The 15812-nt window shown below is 72.4% G+C and carries 17 protein-coding genes; 6 read left to right on the plus strand and 11 right to left on the minus strand.

The window, feature by feature from the left end:
- Positions 1-41: 41 nt before the first annotated feature.
- A complete protein-coding gene (locus ACIBD9_RS17665; protein ID WP_396718812.1) occupies positions 42-893 on the plus strand; it encodes a hypothetical protein in 852 nt (283 codons plus the stop codon).
- Positions 894-917: 24 nt separating this feature from the next.
- Here ACIBD9_RS17665 and ACIBD9_RS17670 read toward each other — a convergent pair whose 3' ends face one another.
- The 5 genes from ACIBD9_RS17670 to ACIBD9_RS17690 form a co-directional block, all read right to left on the minus strand.
- Complete coding sequence (locus ACIBD9_RS17670) at positions 918-1439, minus strand: ATPase (RefSeq protein WP_396718814.1); 522 nt, start codon at positions 1437-1439, stop codon at positions 918-920.
- A 114-nt stretch (positions 1440-1553) separates the two neighbouring features.
- Entirely contained in the window at positions 1554-2000 is a 447-nt protein-coding gene (locus tag ACIBD9_RS17675; protein WP_396718815.1) for a response regulator, read from the minus strand.
- Positions 2001-2093: 93 nt separating this feature from the next.
- Positions 2094-2441: an STAS domain-containing protein gene (locus ACIBD9_RS17680; RefSeq protein ID WP_396718817.1), complete on the minus strand. Its 348-nt coding sequence runs from the start codon at positions 2439-2441 to the stop codon at positions 2094-2096.
- A 117-nt stretch (positions 2442-2558) separates the two neighbouring features.
- On the minus strand, positions 2559-3584 hold the full coding sequence (locus ACIBD9_RS17685; RefSeq protein WP_396718888.1) for a B12-binding domain-containing protein: 1026 nt from the start codon (positions 3582-3584) through the stop codon (positions 2559-2561).
- An 8-nt stretch (positions 3585-3592) separates the two neighbouring features.
- A complete protein-coding gene (locus tag ACIBD9_RS17690; RefSeq protein WP_396718819.1) occupies positions 3593-5350 on the minus strand; it encodes a PP2C family protein-serine/threonine phosphatase in 1758 nt (585 codons plus the stop codon).
- 210 nt (positions 5351-5560) lie between these two features.
- Here ACIBD9_RS17690 and ACIBD9_RS17695 point away from each other — a divergent pair, with 210 nt between their 5' ends.
- Complete coding sequence (locus tag ACIBD9_RS17695) at positions 5561-5905, plus strand: STAS domain-containing protein (RefSeq protein WP_396718821.1); 345 nt, start codon at positions 5561-5563, stop codon at positions 5903-5905.
- A gap of 76 nt (positions 5906-5981) precedes the next feature.
- On the opposite strand, the gene ACIBD9_RS17700 is transcribed toward ACIBD9_RS17695, so the two are convergent.
- A complete protein-coding gene (locus tag ACIBD9_RS17700) occupies positions 5982-6296 on the minus strand; it encodes a hypothetical protein (protein ID WP_396718823.1) in 315 nt (104 codons plus the stop codon).
- A gap of 203 nt (positions 6297-6499) precedes the next feature.
- On the opposite strand from ACIBD9_RS17700, the gene ACIBD9_RS17705 reads away from it, so the two are divergent.
- The 3 genes from ACIBD9_RS17705 to ACIBD9_RS17715 all read left to right on the plus strand — a co-directional run bounded on the left by ACIBD9_RS17705 (position 6500) and on the right by ACIBD9_RS17715 (position 9536).
- Positions 6500-7477 carry a DUF2267 domain-containing protein gene (locus ACIBD9_RS17705; RefSeq protein ID WP_396718825.1) on the plus strand — a complete coding sequence of 326 codons (978 nt, stop codon included), beginning with the start codon at positions 6500-6502 and terminating at the stop codon, positions 7475-7477.
- Between the two features lie 111 nt (positions 7478-7588).
- Positions 7589-8383 carry a spermidine synthase gene (locus ACIBD9_RS17710; RefSeq protein ID WP_396718827.1) on the plus strand — a complete coding sequence of 265 codons (795 nt, stop codon included), beginning with the start codon at positions 7589-7591 and terminating at the stop codon, positions 8381-8383.
- 58 nt (positions 8384-8441) lie between these two features.
- Positions 8442-9536 (plus strand): AI-2E family transporter, encoded by a 1095-nt coding sequence (locus ACIBD9_RS17715; protein WP_396718829.1) that lies wholly within the window; start codon positions 8442-8444, stop codon positions 9534-9536.
- 135 nt (positions 9537-9671) lie between these two features.
- Here ACIBD9_RS17715 and ACIBD9_RS17720 read toward each other — a convergent pair whose 3' ends face one another.
- Genes ACIBD9_RS17720 through ACIBD9_RS17735 form a run of 4 tightly spaced genes read right to left on the minus strand, consistent with a single transcriptional unit; the run spans position 9672 to position 14166 of the window.
- Positions 9672-10973: an NAD(P)/FAD-dependent oxidoreductase gene (locus tag ACIBD9_RS17720; RefSeq protein ID WP_396718831.1), complete on the minus strand. Its 1302-nt coding sequence runs from the start codon at positions 10971-10973 to the stop codon at positions 9672-9674.
- 54 nt (positions 10974-11027) lie between these two features.
- Positions 11028-13181: a glycogen debranching N-terminal domain-containing protein gene (locus tag ACIBD9_RS17725; protein ID WP_396718833.1), complete on the minus strand. Its 2154-nt coding sequence runs from the start codon at positions 13179-13181 to the stop codon at positions 11028-11030.
- A 56-nt stretch (positions 13182-13237) separates the two neighbouring features.
- On the minus strand, positions 13238-13765 hold the full coding sequence (locus tag ACIBD9_RS17730; protein WP_396718835.1) for a GNAT family N-acetyltransferase: 528 nt from the start codon (positions 13763-13765) through the stop codon (positions 13238-13240).
- Positions 13762-14166: a winged helix-turn-helix transcriptional regulator gene (locus ACIBD9_RS17735; RefSeq protein WP_396718837.1), complete on the minus strand. Its 405-nt coding sequence runs from the start codon at positions 14164-14166 to the stop codon at positions 13762-13764. The genes ACIBD9_RS17730 and ACIBD9_RS17735 overlap by 4 nt, the downstream gene beginning before the upstream one ends.
- Before the next feature lie 80 nt (positions 14167-14246).
- Between ACIBD9_RS17735 and ACIBD9_RS17740 the strand changes: the two genes are divergently transcribed.
- Complete coding sequence (locus ACIBD9_RS17740; RefSeq protein ID WP_396718839.1) at positions 14247-14921, plus strand: NAD(P)-dependent oxidoreductase; 675 nt, start codon at positions 14247-14249, stop codon at positions 14919-14921.
- A 7-nt stretch (positions 14922-14928) separates the two neighbouring features.
- Here ACIBD9_RS17740 and ACIBD9_RS17745 read toward each other — a convergent pair whose 3' ends face one another.
- Positions 14929-15663 carry a VOC family protein gene (locus ACIBD9_RS17745; protein ID WP_396718841.1) on the minus strand — a complete coding sequence of 245 codons (735 nt, stop codon included), beginning with the start codon at positions 15661-15663 and terminating at the stop codon, positions 14929-14931.
- Positions 15664-15812 lie beyond the last annotated feature (149 nt).

Genomic DNA, 15812 nt, shown 5'->3' on the forward strand with positions numbered 1-15812 from the left:
GGGCTGGTGGCATCGGGCATTTGGCTCTTTAGCCTCGGCAGGTGCATCCCGACGACCCCTCCGCCCAGAAGCTGACCGACGCGCGCCCGAGCACCCTCTCGGACGACGCCGCATCAACCGAACGGACGACCGGCCGTCACCGCGCTGCCGAACCGCCGCGGCGGGCCCTGCTGGGCTCCACCCCGGTGCGGGTGGCGCTGGCCACCGGTGTCACCTGCTGCCTCAGCCTCGTGGCGGTCGCCACCGCGCGAGGCAACGACGACAGCGCCCGTACCGTCGAGCCGCTCGCCGAGGCGGTGGCCGACCGCGCCGCGATCGCCGACGAGCGCGCCTCCCGGTCGCTGGACCGCGACGCCGCCCCCGCCCGGATCCTGCCGCCCAGCCCGACGGCGAAGCCCACACCGACTCCCACCGTCGTCCGCAAGGCGCCCAAGAAGCCGGTCAAGCCCCGCCGCCCCCGGCCGGTCGCCGGCCTCGACCAGGCACAGATGGACAACGCGAAAACCATCGTGGACGTCGGCCTGGAGATGAAGATGCCGCGCCGCGCCCTGGTGGTGGCACTGTCCACCGCCATGCAGGAGAGCAACCTCTACAACCTGGCCAGCGACGTCCTCCCGGAGTCGGCGGAGTACCCGAACCAGGGCAGCGGCTCCGACCACGACTCGGTGGGGCTGTTCCAGCAACGGCCCAGCAGCGGCTGGGGCACGGTGGCCCAGCTGATGCGCCCGTCGTACGCCGCGCGGGCCTTCTACACGGCGCTCAACGAGATCCCCGGCTGGCAGGACATGAGCGTCACCGCCGCCGCCCAGGCCGTGCAGATCTCCGCCTACCCCGACGCGTACGCCCAGCACGAGGACCGGGCGACCACCGTCGCGGAGGCGCTCACCGCCTGAGCCGGGACTCCGGCCGCACGCGTCTCAGCGGCGGCCGGGCGGCGGCTCCGCGCCCGCGTCCAGGCCGCCGACACCGACCCGACTGCCCGGTACGCCGGCAGCCGCGGTGGGGGTGTCGGCGGGTACCTGGTCGACTGCCACCTGGCTGAGGATCTCGTCCACCCGCGCCTCGCGCCGTCGACGGGCGTCCAGCGCCGCCTCGAAGTCACGTCGGGCCTGCACGGCCTCCGCGTACGCCCGCTCCCGCACCCGCCGGGCCTCCTCGCGGGCCTCGTCGAGTTCGACGCGGGCCTGGGCCAGGATCTCGGCGGCCTCGCGCCGCACCGCGTCACCTGCGTGCCGGGTGGCGGTGGCGTCGCCCAGGTCCAGTCGTTGCAGGAGCCCGCTGAGCCAGGCCGCCTCCTGACGGATCTCGTCCCATTCGCGGGTCGCCCCGGCCGCGCCCTCGGCCCGCGCCGCGAGCCGGGACAACCGGATCCCCAACTCGTCCAGGCAGTAGTCCACCTGCCGCTGGTCGTAACCGGTCTCAACGACGGAGAACCTCATACTGTCGCCCCCCAGGCAGCTGCTGTTACTTCCCCACCTGGATCCTCGGCCGGGACCGCTCGCGCCGAGGGGGTTCGGGGAAAATGTTCAGCATGCGCGCAGGTGGCGCAGGCGTCAGCCGCGCTTGGGCAGTACGACGACCCGGCCGAAGAACTCGTCGATGCGGCGGACCACGTCATTGAAGTCGTCCAGGTCGATCGGCTTGGTGACGTAGGCGTTGGCCTGCAACGTGTAGCTGCCGACGATGTCGGTGTCGGCGTTGGAGGTGGTCAGGACCACGATCGGGATGGTCCGCAGATCCTCGTCCTGCTTGACCGCCCCGAGCACCTGCCGACCGTCCATCCGCGGCATGTTCAGATCCAGCAGGATCACGTCCGGGCGGCGGGCCTGCTCGTGCCGGCCCTCGGCGCGGAGAAACTCCATCGCCTCCTCGCCGTCACTCACCACGTCGATGATCTTGTCGACGTCGGAGTCCGCCAGCGCCTCCTCGATCATCAGCACGTCGCCCGGGTCGTCGTCGACCACCAGGATGCGTACCGGCTGCGGGCTCTCTGCGCCCATCACTACCTGCCTCGGAGTCGGCGGGGACGGGACCCTGACGGTCACCGCTTTGGCGGGAAAATGCGGGGAATGCTGGCGGGAAAATCTAGCCCATCAGGAGGCGGTGCGGGACGCCGGGTCGACCGCCTCCGGTTCGTAACGCAACACGTCGGCGAGGCCGGTCACCCGTAGCACCCGCTCGACCCGCCCGTTGGCCCCGGTGAGCCGGAGCCAACCCCCGTCGGCCGCCGCCTGGTTGTCACCGCGGACGAACACGGCCATCCCGGTGGAGTCGCAGAACGTGAGGTCGGTCAGGTCGAGCAGCACCCGGGTCTCGCCCGCCGCGGTGAGCCGGTCGATCGCGGCGGTCAGCTCGGGGGCGGTGCTCAGGTCCAGCTCGCCCGCGAGCCGCAGGCAGGCGCCACCACCGTCGCGCTCGACGTAGCTGACGCTGAACGTCACCGTTTCTCCCCCTCGCTCCACCCTCGGGTGGGACGTTTGCAGTCCGGCAAGTATACGCAGAGCTGACTGCCGCGCCGCCGAGCGCGGTGATCGATCCGGGTGCCGCCAGCGGGTCGGTCAGCGGGCTGGGCCGGGCAGCGCCGCGCATCCCAGCGCCAGTGCCCGCGCCGCCCGGGGAAAGTCCCGCAGCGCGGTGGCGTAGTGCTCCAGCGGCAGGACGATCGCCCCGACCGGCACCCCACGACTGGTCAGGATCCCCGCCAGCCACTGCACGAACTCCGTGAACAACGACGCGTCGTCGACGTAGACCGCCGCGGCCAGGAAGTCCACGATGTGGCCCAGGTCGCTCACGGTCGCGTCGAGCTGCGCCGCGGTGTACGCGCGCGTCGCCGGCACCCGCTCCCGCAGCTCCGCCAACGCGCTGTCGATCAGCTCACCGCGACGGCGCACCAGGCTGGCGTACTCGTCGTCGGCAAGGTGGGCCAGCCGCGCCGGGGGCGCCCCGCGCAGGGCCCGCTCGTCGCTGATCAACTCGGCAGCCGAGGGCGCGTCCGGCGCCCAGGCCACCCCGAGCCGGTGCGCCCACCGGCCGTCCGTGCCGAACCCGCGCCCGCCCACCACCACCGGCACGTCCGAGCGGCGGCAGGCCTCGATCATCCGGTGGGCGTACGGCAGGCGCATCGGCAGCGCGCACGCCAGCGCTACCGCGTGCGCGTCGTGGCGGTGCAGATACGACACCAGGTGCGCCGCCGGCACGCTGGCCCCCAGGAACGTCACCTGCCACCCGCGTAACCGCAGCACCTCCGCCACCAGCCGGGGCGGCAGCGCGTGCCACTCGCCGTCCATGCAGGCGACCACCACCCGGCCGCCGGTCGGCCGCGGTCTGACGTGCGCGGACACCGCCGCCACCACCTGCTCGCTGATGTGGGTGGCCGCGTGCTCCTGGGCGACGCTCCACTCGTTGCGCGCCCACCGCTCGCCCACCTCGGCCTGGGCTGGCGCGACCAGGTCGAGCAGCACCCGCTCCGCCGGGACGCCCGCGTCGAGCAGGCCGATCGCCAGGTCGGTCGCGGCGTACTCGTCGGCGTCGGCGAGGTGGTCCAGATAGCCGGCGTACGCCTCGCCGAGGTGGCTGGTGGTCATGGCGGCGGTCACGCGTCGATCCCCTCTGTCTGGTCGATGCGGTCGGGCACCGAGTGCAGGTGCCGCGCCCCGCGCCCGCTCAGGCCGGCCGCCCGCAGCGCCAGCACGGCGATGTCGTCGTGGTCGCCCTGTCCCAGCCAGTCGCAGGTGACCTGCTCGACCCGTTCGGCCAGGGCCGGCGCGGGCATCCGCTGGCAGCCGGTCAGCGCGGTGACCAGCCGCTCGGGGCCGAACAGCTCGTCGCCGCGCCGGCCGCCCCGGGCCTCGGTCACGCCGTCGCTGTAGAGCAGGCAGGTCTCGCCCGGCGCCAGCCGCACGGTCACCTCTCCGACGCGGGGGTCGGACACCACCCCGATCAGCATGCCGCGCAACGGCACCGTCTCCACCTCGCCGGAGGCGCGCAGCACCAGTGGTGGCAGGTGACCGCCGCCCGCCATGGTGAGGGTGAGGCCACCGTCGCGCTCCGGGCGGGCCACGCCGAGCACGATCGTGGCGAAGCGGCCCTGGCCGTGCGCCTGGGTGGTCTCCAGCAGCGCGTCGTTGAGCAGCCGCAGCAACCGCGAAGGGTTCGACTCCAACCGGTGCAGCGCCTGCAGGCACTGGCGGAGTTGGCCGGTGAAGACGGCGGCTTCGACGCCCTTGCCCGACACGTCGCCGAGGAAGAACAACGAGCCACCGTCGGTGAGCCGGTGCGAACCGTAGAAGTCGCCGCCGATGCGCAGCCCCGCCTGCGCGGGCCGGTACGCGGTGCCCCACTGCACGCCGACGGCCTCGACCGGCTCGACCGGCAGCAGGCTGGCCTGAAGGGTGTCGGCCACCTCCGCCTGGTCGCGGTAGAGCAGCGCGGTGGTCAACGCCGCTCCGGCGCGGGCCGCGAACGCGCGGACCAGCTCCACGTCGGCCTCGTCGTACCAGCGGGTGGCGCGACGGGCCACCAGCAGCACACCAACCGGCGCGTCGCGGCCCGGCAGCGGGACGACCCGGGCGGCGCTCTCGGTGCCGGCGAGCCCCGGCAGCCACCCGGCGTCGACCGCCTGCTCGACCAGCCAGTCCACCGCGTGGGGCTCGGCCCCGGTCAGCCCGTCGGCGAACGCGGTCGGCAACTCGCCGCCGGCCAGCACGCCGCTGTCCACCGTCGGCGCCTCGTCGTCGGTGCGCGAGGCCCGCCACCAGCGGGCGCGACCGCCCCGCGGGGCGAGCACCAGCACCGCCACCTCGGCCAGGGTCGGCACCGCCAGTCGAACGACCGCGGCGGCGGCCCGGTCGGGGTGCAGCGGGTTGCCCAGCTTGTCGCCGACCACGGCCAGGAACGCCGAACGCGCCCGTTCGGCGAGCAGCGCGTCGGCGCGGCTGACGCTGTCGGTGACGTCCTCCACGTACCAGCAGCAGCGCCCGCCGGAGATCGGAACCTGGCGGGCGGTGAGCCTGCGCTCGCGGTGGGTGAAACCGCCGGGGACGCCCTCGCTCAGGCCGGGCACACCTGCCGCGCTGAGCAGCTCGCCGGGCGTCACCTCGGGTAGCAACCGCTCGGCCACCGGGCTGATATGCCGCACCACGCCATCGGCGTCGCAGACCACCAGACCCTCACGGAAGTGCTCGACGACCTCGAACCAGTCGGGCGTGCCCTGACCCCGGTCGGGGGCCAGTGGCGGCAGGGCCGAAGTGGGACGGCGAACGTCGGCGGACCACGCCGAGGGTCGTGTCGTGCTCGGCGTGGAGAGCCGTCCGTCGCCCGGGTCCCAGTCCCTGACGTCGGAAGCAGTCACCAGCTGAGCCTCACTCCTTCTCGTTCACCGAACCCGTGCCGGAACCGACGTTCACGGTCACAACTCTCCAGCCACCCTACGCCCGAACCCGGATAGCGGCATCTCACGGCGGGTGACGGGCACCGCCAGGACGGGGCATTGGGTCAGGGATACGGGGCCGTTCACCGCCCTCCGCTTTGCGTTTTGTCGCTCGACAAGGAAAATGGTGGGATGCCCGACCAGCTGTTGACCATCGAGACGACCCGGCTCGCCGCCGGGCAGGTCCGACTCCGGCTGACCGGCGAGCTCGACTACGACAGCGCGCCCGAGCTGATCGCCGCCGCCGCCGAGCTGCGCGGCGACGGCGACGGCGACGCCCCGGTCCTGGTCGACCTGACCGGGGTGACTCTCTGCGACTCCTCCGGGCTCAGCGCGTTGCTGGTGGTGCACCGCGCCGCCGGGGCGATCCGACTGACCGGGGTCAGCCCCCAGCTCCAGCGAATGCTGGACCGCACGGGGCTGAGTGAGTTGCTGGCCGTGGCGTACGCCGACGACGACGTGCGCGCCATCGGCTGATCCGAGGGCCACCCCCGGGTAGTGAACGGGGATGGCCCCCGACCCTGGGACCTGGGGTCGGGGGCCGGAGGAATGTCTAGGTTGCCGTCATCGGCTGGAGCCGGGGGCCGTCCTCACGCAGCTCGCCGATGGGGGCCGGGTCGACGTCCTCGGGCTTCCCCGAATCGGGCGTCTGGTACAGGTAGCGGACGAACTGCCCACCCGCCTCGTTGTCGTCCGCACCGGGCCACTGACCGATGCAGTCCATCCCGATCACCTCGCGGCCCGTCCCGTCGGCCTCCTCCAGCAGCGCCCACAGGCTCACCGGGTAACACCTGGTGACATCGGGTGTGAGCTGCCAGCGCGCGTACCAGCCGGGTCGAGCGGGGACGATCTCGACGAGTTCCTTCATGACGACCTTCCTTCCGCGTACCTCGGAAGAACTCCGGTCCTGACCCCGATCCTGCCGCCGGTGCGGGTGAACACCCCTCACCCCCGCCGGATGAAGCGTGGCGGAGACCGGGCCGACCCGGCCGGCGGCCTCCGTTTCCTTCTCGGGGGCGGCGGGAAGGCGACTGGCGCAGCCACGATCCCCAGCGGAAGGGGTGCCACACCATGCGCAAGCAGATGGAGGGCGACAACCAGAGGCGCCGGGCGTTGGCCCGGCAGGCCCGCGAACAGAATCGCCAGCCCAGCGAGATCGGTGCCAGCCTGAGCGCCACCAAGCAGCTCACGAGCCTCGATGCCGGTAAGCGTGCCGGCCCACCAGCGGCCGGAATGCGCAAACCGGACAGCACCCGGGGCGGGCCGGCGCCGCCGCCGGTCGGTAGCGCCGACAATCCGCGGCCCCAACCGTCCCCGCCGAGCGGCGCGGCCGGTGTGAGCAGCGTGGGCTACCACGATCTGGTCGACGAGGTCCGGCGTCGCGCCGGGGTCGACTTCAAGACGGCCAAGGTGGGCACCGAGGCAACTGTGCTGGTGCTCGCGTTCGCCCTGGAGGCCGCCGAGCGGCAGCGGCTGCTCACCGCGGTGCCGTCGTCGCTGCACGACGTGCTGCCGGTCGACGGCATCGAGCGGCACCAGGACCTGCCCGGCTTCCTGGCCGAGGTGGGCCGGATCAGCGGCAACACCCCGGAGCAGGCCCGGTACCAGGCGGAGGCGACGATCGCCGCGCTCGCCGAGCAGGACGGCGACCTGATCGAGTCGTTGCACGTACCCGACGGGTTGCGCGACCTGCTGAACCCGCCGGAGGCCGGCGGCGGCCTCGTGGGCGCCTCCACCACCACGCCCACCCTGGACGCCGACGAGATCAGCGCGGCGCTGGACGACCTGCCCTACTGGGCCGGCGACAGCCAGGGGCTCTACCGGGTGGTCGCGCTGCCGCCCGACAACCTGGACCGGGTGCTCGCCCGGTTGGACCGGCTGCGCCAGGACAACGGCCGTGGCCCGAGCATCGGGCGTCCGGGAGACACCGCCGCCGTGTTGACCGTGCGGACAAGCCAGGCCAACGGGGTGACCGCGCTCGACGTGGACCTCGCCCGCCAGATCGACGACGCGATCGACGAGGTGGGGGCCGGGATGGCCGGCGGCTGACGGCCACCGCGACAGGCGGGCCGGCGGACCGGGGGCGACCCCGCTCCGCCGGCCCGTCCGGCGTGCGGGCCACCGACCGGATGGACCATGGGCTCGGCTAGCGTGCCCGATATGAACCGCGCCGCCGACCGGCTGGAACTGGTCGCCGACCCGGTCCGCCGGACCGGGCGGACCCTGCTGTCCGCCGGCGTCGAGCAGTCGTACGTGGACGTCGAGGATCCGCGCCACCTGCACTTCGAGTACGTCCGGCGGATCGCCTCGGCGGTGGAGCTGGCGGCGCCGGCCGGTGCCCCGCTGAGCGTCCTGCACCTGGGTGGCGGCGCGTTGACCCTGCCCCGGTGGCTGGCCGCCACCCGGCCCGGCTCCCGGCAACGGGTCGTCGAGCGGGACGCGGCGGTGGTCGAGCTGGTCGCCCGGGAGTTGCCGCCCCTGCCGCCCGAGGTGCGGGTGGAGGTCGCCGACGCCCGGGACGCCCTCACCGCCACCCCGGACGGCCGGTACGACCTGGTGATCGCCGACATCTACCGCGCGGCCCGGATGCCCCGGCACGTCCGCACCGTCGAGTTCGCCGCCGAGGTGGCCCGCGTCCTGCACCCCGACGGGTTGTACCTGGTCAACGTCACGGACCTGCCGCCACTGGTCGGCACCCGGGTACAGGTGGCCACGTTGCGGGCGGTCTTCGCCGACGTCTGCGTGGCCGGCGACCGGCGGATGCTGCGCGGCCGCAGGTACGGCAACCTCGTGCTGGCCGCGACCTCCCGTCCCGGCGGCCTGCCGGTGGCCCGGCTGGCGGTGGCCGCCCTGCGCGACCCGGTGCCCGGCGGGTTGCTGCACGCCGGCGCGCTCGACACGTTCGTCGCCGGCGCCCACCCGATCACCGACGCGGACGACAACTCCCGCCACTGACCTCCGTTGCGCCCGCAATGCCGGGTTTCCGACGCCGCGCGCTGGGAAGGCCCGCCGGATGAGCAACACCGACGATCGGGAGACCGGCCGCCGAACCCTGATCGTGATCGGTCTGGTGCTGGCGACCGCGCTCGCGCTGGGCTTCGTGTACGCGACCCGGCGGGTGCTGGTCTGGGCGGTGGTCGCCGCCTTCTTCGCCATCGCCCTCAAACCGCTCGTCGACCGGCTGCAACGCCGCCTCGTCAGGCGTCGGGCGCTGGCCACACTGCTGGTGTTCCTCGCCGCGTTCGTGCTGCTGACGCTCCTGGCCGCGCTCATCCTGGTGCCCTTGTTCGGGGAGCTGGGTCGCTTCGCCGACCGGGCGCCCGAGCTGCTGCGGGAGGCCCGCGCCGGACAGGGCCCGGTGGGGCAGGCGCTGGAGCGCACCGGGGCACGACGCTACGTCAGCGAGCACTCCGAGCAGCTGCGCGACCTCGGCGGCCGGCTGCGCCAACCCGCGGTCGGTGTGCTGCGCGGCGTCGTCGAGTCCGTCGCCGGGCTGGTCACGGTCATCGTGCTCGCGTACCTCATGGTGTTGGAGGCGCCGCGGATCACCCGCGGCCTCCTCGCGGCGGGCGGGGACGGTCAGGGCGAGCGGCTACGCCGGGTGGGCCGGGAGGTTTCGCGCACCGTCACCGGCTACCTCACCGGGAATCTGCTGATCAGCGTGATCTGCGGGGCGTTGACCTACCTGGTGCTGACCCTCACCGGGGTGCCCTTCGCGGCCGTGATCGCCCTGCTGGTGGCGGTGGCCGATCTGATACCGCTGGTCGGCGCCACCCTCGGCGCGGTCATCGCGGCCGGCGCCGGCTTCCTGCACTCCCCCACCGCCGGGGTGGTGGTGCTGGTCTTCTTCGTGGTCTACCAACAGTTGGAGAACCACCTGCTCCAGCCGCTCATCCTGTCCCGCGCGGTCCGGCTGAACCCGTTGACCGTGCTGATCAGCGTGCTGCTCGCGGCGGAACTGGCCGGTCTGCTCGGCGCGCTGCTGGCCATCCCCGCCGCCGGCATCATTCAGACCCTGCTGCGCGAGTACGGCCCGCGCCGGCTCCGACCCGCCCCGCCGGCCGGTCCGGCCGCGCGGTCCGCGCGGCCCGCCGGCCCCACCGACTGACCGTCGCGGGCGGCCGGTGCCGCCACCGGACTGCTCCGTGACGACCCTGCTCGGGGCCCGCCCGTCTTCCGGCTGCGGCCGCTCTGGCGTGAGGAACTGGCCCCGACGCTCGACGACCTGCCCGGGGGGGCCCGCTCAGCGGGACCGGCTCGCGACCTCGGGTGTGGTGCTCTCCAGCGGCACCGCGTTGGCCGGCACCAGCCCCAACTGGACCGCGGACCGGGTCAACGCGGCGTCCAACGCCCAGTCGGCACTGACCCGCGTGCGGTTTCCCGGCATCGCCATCAGGTGGTACGCCCGGGTGACCGCCTTGGCCGGCAACCCGGACAGGTTGACCTGCAACGGGTTCGCCGCCGCGTCCTTGCCACCCAGGTCGACCACCCAACCCAGGTCGTGGTGCTTGTACGGCTTACGCCGGCCGAAACCGTACGACGCGGCGATGTTGTACGCCGCGCGCTTGCCCTGCCGCTGCGCGTGCTGGGCGGTCATCCCGCACACCTTGCCCGGGTTGACCAGGTCGGGCACCGCGGCGGCGTCCCCGCAGGCGAAGACCTCCGGGTAGCCGGGCACGTTGAGGAACTCGTCGGTGACCAGTCGACCCCGGTCGGTCCGCAGGCCCAGCTCGTTGACGAACGGGTCGGGGCGCACCCCCACACACCACACCAGGGTGCAGGTCGGTATGTACTCGCCGTCGGTGAGCTTCACCCCGTCGCAGGTCGCCTCGGCCACCGAGGTGCCCATCCGCACGTCCACCCCACGCTTGTCGAGCACCTTCTGCGAGGTGTCCGACATCCGCTTGTCCAACTCCGGCAGCACCCTGGGCGCCACGTCGAGCAGCATCCAGCGGGGCCGGACGGTCAGCCGGGGCCGCTGGGCGTGCAGCGCGTCGGTGAACAGCTGCCCGTGCGCCGCGACCTCGGTGCCGGTGTAGCCCGCCCCGACCACCACGAACGTGGACCGGGCCCGCTGCTCGGCCGGGTCCTCGGCCTGCTCGGCCAACTCGATCTGCCGGACGATGTGATCATGCAGGTAGACGGCCTCGGGCAGGCCGCGGAAGCCGTGCGCGTACTCGGTCACCCCCGGAATGGGCAGCAACTTGTTGACGCTGCCCACGGCGAGCACCAGCCGGTCGTACGCCAGCCGGTTCTTCTCCCCCTCGGCCTGGGTGAAACCGACCCAGCGGTTCTGCAGGTCGACGTGATCCGCCTCGCCGACCACCACCCGGACGCCCTTGAGCGTCCCGGTCAGCGGCACGGCGATCCGTTTGGGCTCGACCACCCCGGCCGCCACCTCGGGCAGCAGCGGCAGGTACAGGAAGTAGTCGGTGGAGTTCAGCACCACGATCTCGGCCCGGTCCCGGGCGATCCGGCTCAACGTCTTCGCCGCGTGGTAACCGGCGAACCCGGCCCCCACGATCACCACACGAGGTTTCGTCATTGCGCGCCGTTTCCCGTCGAAGGCCGGGACAAACGTCCGACGCGCCACCCACGCTCAGCTCGGCTGGAGCCGGACGTGGCCGCTGCGGCCCACCGCCTCCAACTCCCACTGTTGGCCGAACGCCCGGACCCGCTCGGCGGTGATCCGGCCCAGCTCCTCGGGGACGTCCGGATCGAGGGCCAGCCGGCCGTTGACCGGGTTGACGCCGAGCATGGCGCGGATCAGGGCCAGCGGGGTGCCGGCCGCCCACGCCTGCGGGCTGCACGCGGTCGGGAACGGCACGGCGAAGAGCAGTCGTTCCCGGTCGAAACCGCTGAGCGCCTCCGGCAGCCGGTAACCGAACTGGTCGGCCGCCTGGAACATCGCCAGGCTGATCCGGTTCGACTCGGCCCGGTAGCCGTACCGGGCCAGGCCGAGCGCGGCTATCGAGTTGTCGTGCGGCCAGACCGTGCCCAGGTGGTAGCCGAGGGCGTTGTAGAGCCGCTCCTCCCGGGACAGCGTGCGGATGCCCCAACCCGAGAACATGTCCGGCGACATGAGTTGCCGCACCACCGCGTCGGCCCGCTCCGGCGGGACGATGCCGCTCCACAACAGGTGACCCATGTTCGAGGTCTTGGAGTCGACGCGATTCTTGTCGCCGTCCAGGGCGACTGCGTAGTAGCCGCCCCGCTCCTCGATCCAGAAGTCCCGGTTGAACCGCTCGTGCAGGGTGTTGGCCTCGTCGCGCAGCCGATGCGCCAACGGGGGGTTGCCCAACGGCCCGTCGAACAACTCGGCCAGCCGCAGCTTGGCGTCGTAGGTGTAGCCCTGCAGGTCGCAGGTGGCCAGCGGCAGCACCGGGATCCGACCGTCGGCGAAGACGACGCCGTCCGGTGAGTCCCGCCAGCACTGGTTGCCCAGCCCCTCGGGCGAGCGGGTGGCGTACTCGACGAACCCGTCGCCGTCCCGGTCGCCGTACTCGTCGATCCACCGCAACGCGGCCAGCGCGTTGTCCCGCAGGTGCCGGACGGTCACGTCGTCGCCGGTCCAGCGCCAGTACTCGGAGAGCAGGATCAGCCAGAGTTGGGTGGCGTCGGCGCTGCCGTAGTACGGCCCGAACGGTTTCTCGCCACTGCGGGTCAACTCGCCACTGCGCACCTCGTGCAGAATCTTGCCGGGCTCCTCGTCGGTGAAGTCGTCGCACGTCTCGCCCTGGAGGCGGGCCAGGGCGAGCAGTGCGCCCTTGGCCAGCGTGGGTCCGGCGACCAACGTTTGGTAGGCGGTGATCAGCGTGTCCCGTCCGAAGACGGTGAGGAACCAGGGCAGCCCGGCACCGGGCAACATGATGCGCTGGCCCTTGACCTCCAGATCGAGGCGCAGCGCGGAGAGGTCGTCGCGGGACTGCCGTACGGTGTGCTCCAGCGCCTTGTTGTCGCTGCGCAACACCGCCCGGTCCTCGGTCCACCGGCGCAGCGGGTCGTCGGCGCGGCCGTGGAAGACGTCGGCGATGTCGCCCCGTACCGGCTCGACCACGCCCATCCCGTGCGGCAACGGCACGTGCAGGTCCACCTTCCAGATCTCGCGGGGGCCCAGTTCCAGTTCCCAGACCAGGTCGTCGCCCTCGACGCGGTCCGCCGGCGTCGCGCAGCGCACCCGGGTCTGGGCGGAGAAGTCGCCGCGCTGGTAGGAGAAGCACAGCTCGGACCCGTCGGCGGCGTGGTTGCGGGTGATCTCGGCGGAGCGGTCCCGGACTGTTGACTTGACCTCGAACAGGTCGGCGAAGTCGGCGGCGACGGCCAGCCGTAGCTCCACCCGAACCGGCTCCAACCGGAAGGAAACCAACTCCACGCGCTCGCGAAGGCCGTCGCCGACGTAGCGCAGCCGCCGCAGGCCCAGCGTGTTCGGCGGCAGCCCGGGCAGTTCCGGGTTGGTGAGCACGTACTGCGCGGAGTAGTGGTCGATCGTCTCGGAGCGCAGCACCAGCAGTTCGCTGCCGTTGATCGTCAGGTTCCAGCCGCTGATCAGGCGGGTGTCCAGATGGACGAGCCCGCCGATGCTGCCCGTCGGCACGTCCCCGCACGCGTTGGAATACAGGAACGTGGGCCCACTGAGCACCGCCAGGGAGTTGGGGCCCAACTCGGGCGGAATGGCCCGCTGGTCGGCGCTGTCCGCATCTGCGACGGACAAGCCGGGAAAGGGGTTGGCAGGGGTCGCGCGCACGGCAGCCATGACACCCACCGTAGGAAGGAGGGTACGGAGCGTCATCACCCAGTCCGGGTGAAAGTTCAGGCGGGGGTTGGCGCAGTGATCGCCCAGCGCTCGTGGTCGCGCCAGGCGCCGTCGATGAACAGGTAGTCCGGGGAGAAGCCCTCCAACCGGAAGCCGAGCTTGCGGGCCACCCGCCGGGACGGCTCGTTGCCCGGCTGGATGTTCGCCTCCAGCCGGTGCAACCCGACCGAGGTGAACGCGTGGTCGATCACCAGGGCGACCCCCGCCGAGGCGTGCCCGGTCCCGCTGTACGGCAGGAACGCCGCGTACCCGAGGTAGCCGCCGCGCAGCGCACCGAGCACGATCCCGCTGATGTTCACGTAGCCGGCGATCTCGCCGCTGGCCCGGTCGCAGATCAGGTAACCGGCGCTGTCGCGGCGGCGGATCCGACGCAGATAGTGCTCGTACTCCTCCGGGTTGGCCGGCGCGGCCAACCACGGGTGGTGCAGGTCCCGACTGCGCCGTACGGCGGCGATGAACTCGTCGGAGTCGGTGGGCCGGGGCCGCCGGATCGCGGCGGGACCACCGGTACGCAGGTATCTCACGGCGGATCACTCTGACCGACGGGTGCCGCCGTTGTCCAACCGGCCGCCGCGTGCGCCTCCCGGGCCGCGAGCAGCGCCGGGAGGTGATCCTTGCTCCAGGCGCGCGCCGCCTCGATGAGGGTCAACAGACTGCGCCCCAGCGGGGTGAGTTCGTACTCGACGCGGGGCGGATTTTCCGGGTAGGCCGTCCGCAGCACCAGGCCGTCCCGCTCCATCGCCCGCAGGGTCTGCGTCAGGACCTTGGGCGTAATGGCGCGAAGTGGCACCCGGATCTCGGTGAACCGACGCGGGCCGCCTTCCAGGCAGAGCACGACCATCCCGGTCCACTTGTCGCCGATCTGGAAGGGCAGGGCGCCCGACGGGCACATCGGATCGAACATCTCGGGATCGAGATCCGTCATCCCAGTATCTTTGCAGTAACCAGTATCTCGTGGATACCGTCCCTGACGTCGAGGAAGACCGCCGGACGGGGGACGAACCCATGAGCAGCATCGCCATCTTCGGAGCAGGCGGCAGAGCGGGACGGGCCATCACCGCCGAGGCGCGCGTCCGTGGTCACCGGGTCACCGCCGTCGTTCGGGATCCACAGAGGACAGGTGACATCACGGCGGACGGCATCTCGGTGGTCCGGGGTGACGTCACCGACCCGCGCTCGACCTCCGCGATCGTCCGAGGCCACGACGCCGTCGTCAGCGCCGTCACCCCCGCGTCGAGCCCCGAGGCCCTCGCCGCCCTCGGCCACCTCGACGACCGGTTCTTCGTCGACGCCGCCGACGCGCTTCTGCACGGCATGACCGAGGCCGGAGTGGGTCGGCTCGTCCTCATCGGCCTGTTCGCCAACCTTCAGGACGAGCACGGCCGCCTGATCCTGGACGACCCCGCGTCGTTCCCCAGCCACCTGCGCCCCTTCGCCCTGTCGCATACCGCCGGCCTGGACCGGCTCCGCGCGGCGGACACCACCGTCGACTGGCTCATGCTCACTCCGCCGGCGATGCTGGACCCGGCGGCCCCACGACGGGGCCGGTACCGAGTCGGCGGGGACACTGTGACCGCGTCCGGGTCCACGGCGCTGTCGTACGCCGATCTCGCCGTCGCGGCGATCGACGAGATCGAAGACCCTCGGCACCACCGCACCCGGGTGTCCATCTTCGACTGACGGTGGACTAGCGGGACGTCAGCAGGCTGAACTCCTGACCATCGGGGTCGGCCAGCACCAGTCGGCCTGCCCCGGCCTGGTCGGTGTCGACTCGCGTCGCTCCGAGCGAGAGCAGACGGTCGACCTCGACCTGCCAATCGACGTCAACAGGCGGGGCGAGGTCGAAACGCACCCGATCCCTGCCGCCGTTCGGCATCAACGGTGGGCCACCCCAGCTGATCTTCGTGCCGCCGTGCGGCGACTGGATCGCGGTCTCCTCGTCCTGGTCCCAGACCAGCGGCCACCCCAGCGCCTGGCTCCAGAAATATCCGACCGCCTGGGACCCGTCGCAGGCGAGCGCGCCGACGAAGCCGCAGCCGGCGAGGAACCTGTTGCCAGGAGCGATGACGTCGAACTCGTTGCCCTCGGGGTCGGCGAGCACCACATGATCGATCTCCGGGCCCTGCCCGATGTCGGCGTGCCGCGCGCCGAGTTCCAGTGCCCTGGCCACCGTCTGCCGCTGGTCCTCCAACGAACTGCTGGTCAGGTCGAAGTGCATCCGATTCTGGACGACCTTCGGCCGGTCGGTCGGCACGAAGCGCAGCCGAAACTCGGTGTCGGCCCTCGGCAGGACCAGAACGCCGTCCCGCGGATCCTCCACCATGTCCCGACCCAGGAATCCGGACCAGAATCGTCCGAGGCGTACGGGCTGAGCCGCGTCGTAGCTGATCGCGAACAGTTGAGCCGTCATCGCGCTGGTCATCTCCGATCCGGCAGGATCCCGTGCGGTCCTTGGGGCCGAAGCCTAGGGACGAGCCGGGCCTCCCGCACCCGAGTATTCGGCGGCAGGGCGGCGGAGCCAGCATCGATGGTCGAGCCGCAGGCGTTAGGTGCCGCAACTTCCGGCCCAAC

The organism is Micromonospora sp. NPDC050784 (assembly GCF_044456765.1).
In the GTDB taxonomy this organism is placed as follows: Bacteria; Actinomycetota; Actinomycetes; order Mycobacteriales; family Micromonosporaceae; genus Micromonospora; species Micromonospora foliorum.

Bases quoted from the DNA above. Each gene is read 5' to 3' on its own strand.
- ACIBD9_RS17670 (WP_396718814.1), bottom strand. From the start codon at position 1,439: ATGAGGTTCTCCGTCGTTGAGACCGGTTACGACCAGCGGCAGGTGGAC.
- ACIBD9_RS17675 (WP_396718815.1), bottom strand. From the start codon at position 2,000: ATGGGCGCAGAGAGCCCGCAGCCGGTACGCATCCTGGTGGTCGACGAC.
- ACIBD9_RS17685 (WP_396718888.1), bottom strand. From the start codon at position 3,584: ATGACCACCAGCCACCTCGGCGAGGCGTACGCCGGCTATCTGGACCAC.
- ACIBD9_RS17695 (WP_396718821.1), top strand. From the start codon at position 5,561: ATGCCCGACCAGCTGTTGACCATCGAGACGACCCGGCTCGCCGCCGGG.
- ACIBD9_RS17700 (WP_396718823.1), bottom strand. From the start codon at position 6,296: ATGAAGGAACTCGTCGAGATCGTCCCCGCTCGACCCGGCTGGTACGCG.
- ACIBD9_RS17705 (WP_396718825.1), top strand. From the start codon at position 6,500: ATGCGCAAGCAGATGGAGGGCGACAACCAGAGGCGCCGGGCGTTGGCC.
- ACIBD9_RS17710 (WP_396718827.1), top strand. From the start codon at position 7,589: ATGAACCGCGCCGCCGACCGGCTGGAACTGGTCGCCGACCCGGTCCGC.
- ACIBD9_RS17715 (WP_396718829.1), top strand. From the start codon at position 8,442: ATGAGCAACACCGACGATCGGGAGACCGGCCGCCGAACCCTGATCGTG.
- ACIBD9_RS17720 (WP_396718831.1), bottom strand. From the start codon at position 10,973: ATGACGAAACCTCGTGTGGTGATCGTGGGGGCCGGGTTCGCCGGTTAC.
- ACIBD9_RS17725 (WP_396718833.1), bottom strand. From the start codon at position 13,181: ATGGCTGCCGTGCGCGCGACCCCTGCCAACCCCTTTCCCGGCTTGTCC.
- ACIBD9_RS17735 (WP_396718837.1), bottom strand. From the start codon at position 14,166: ATGACGGATCTCGATCCCGAGATGTTCGATCCGATGTGCCCGTCGGGC.
- ACIBD9_RS17740 (WP_396718839.1), top strand. From the start codon at position 14,247: ATGAGCAGCATCGCCATCTTCGGAGCAGGCGGCAGAGCGGGACGGGCC.
- ACIBD9_RS17745 (WP_396718841.1), bottom strand. From the start codon at position 15,663: ATGACCAGCGCGATGACGGCTCAACTGTTCGCGATCAGCTACGACGCG.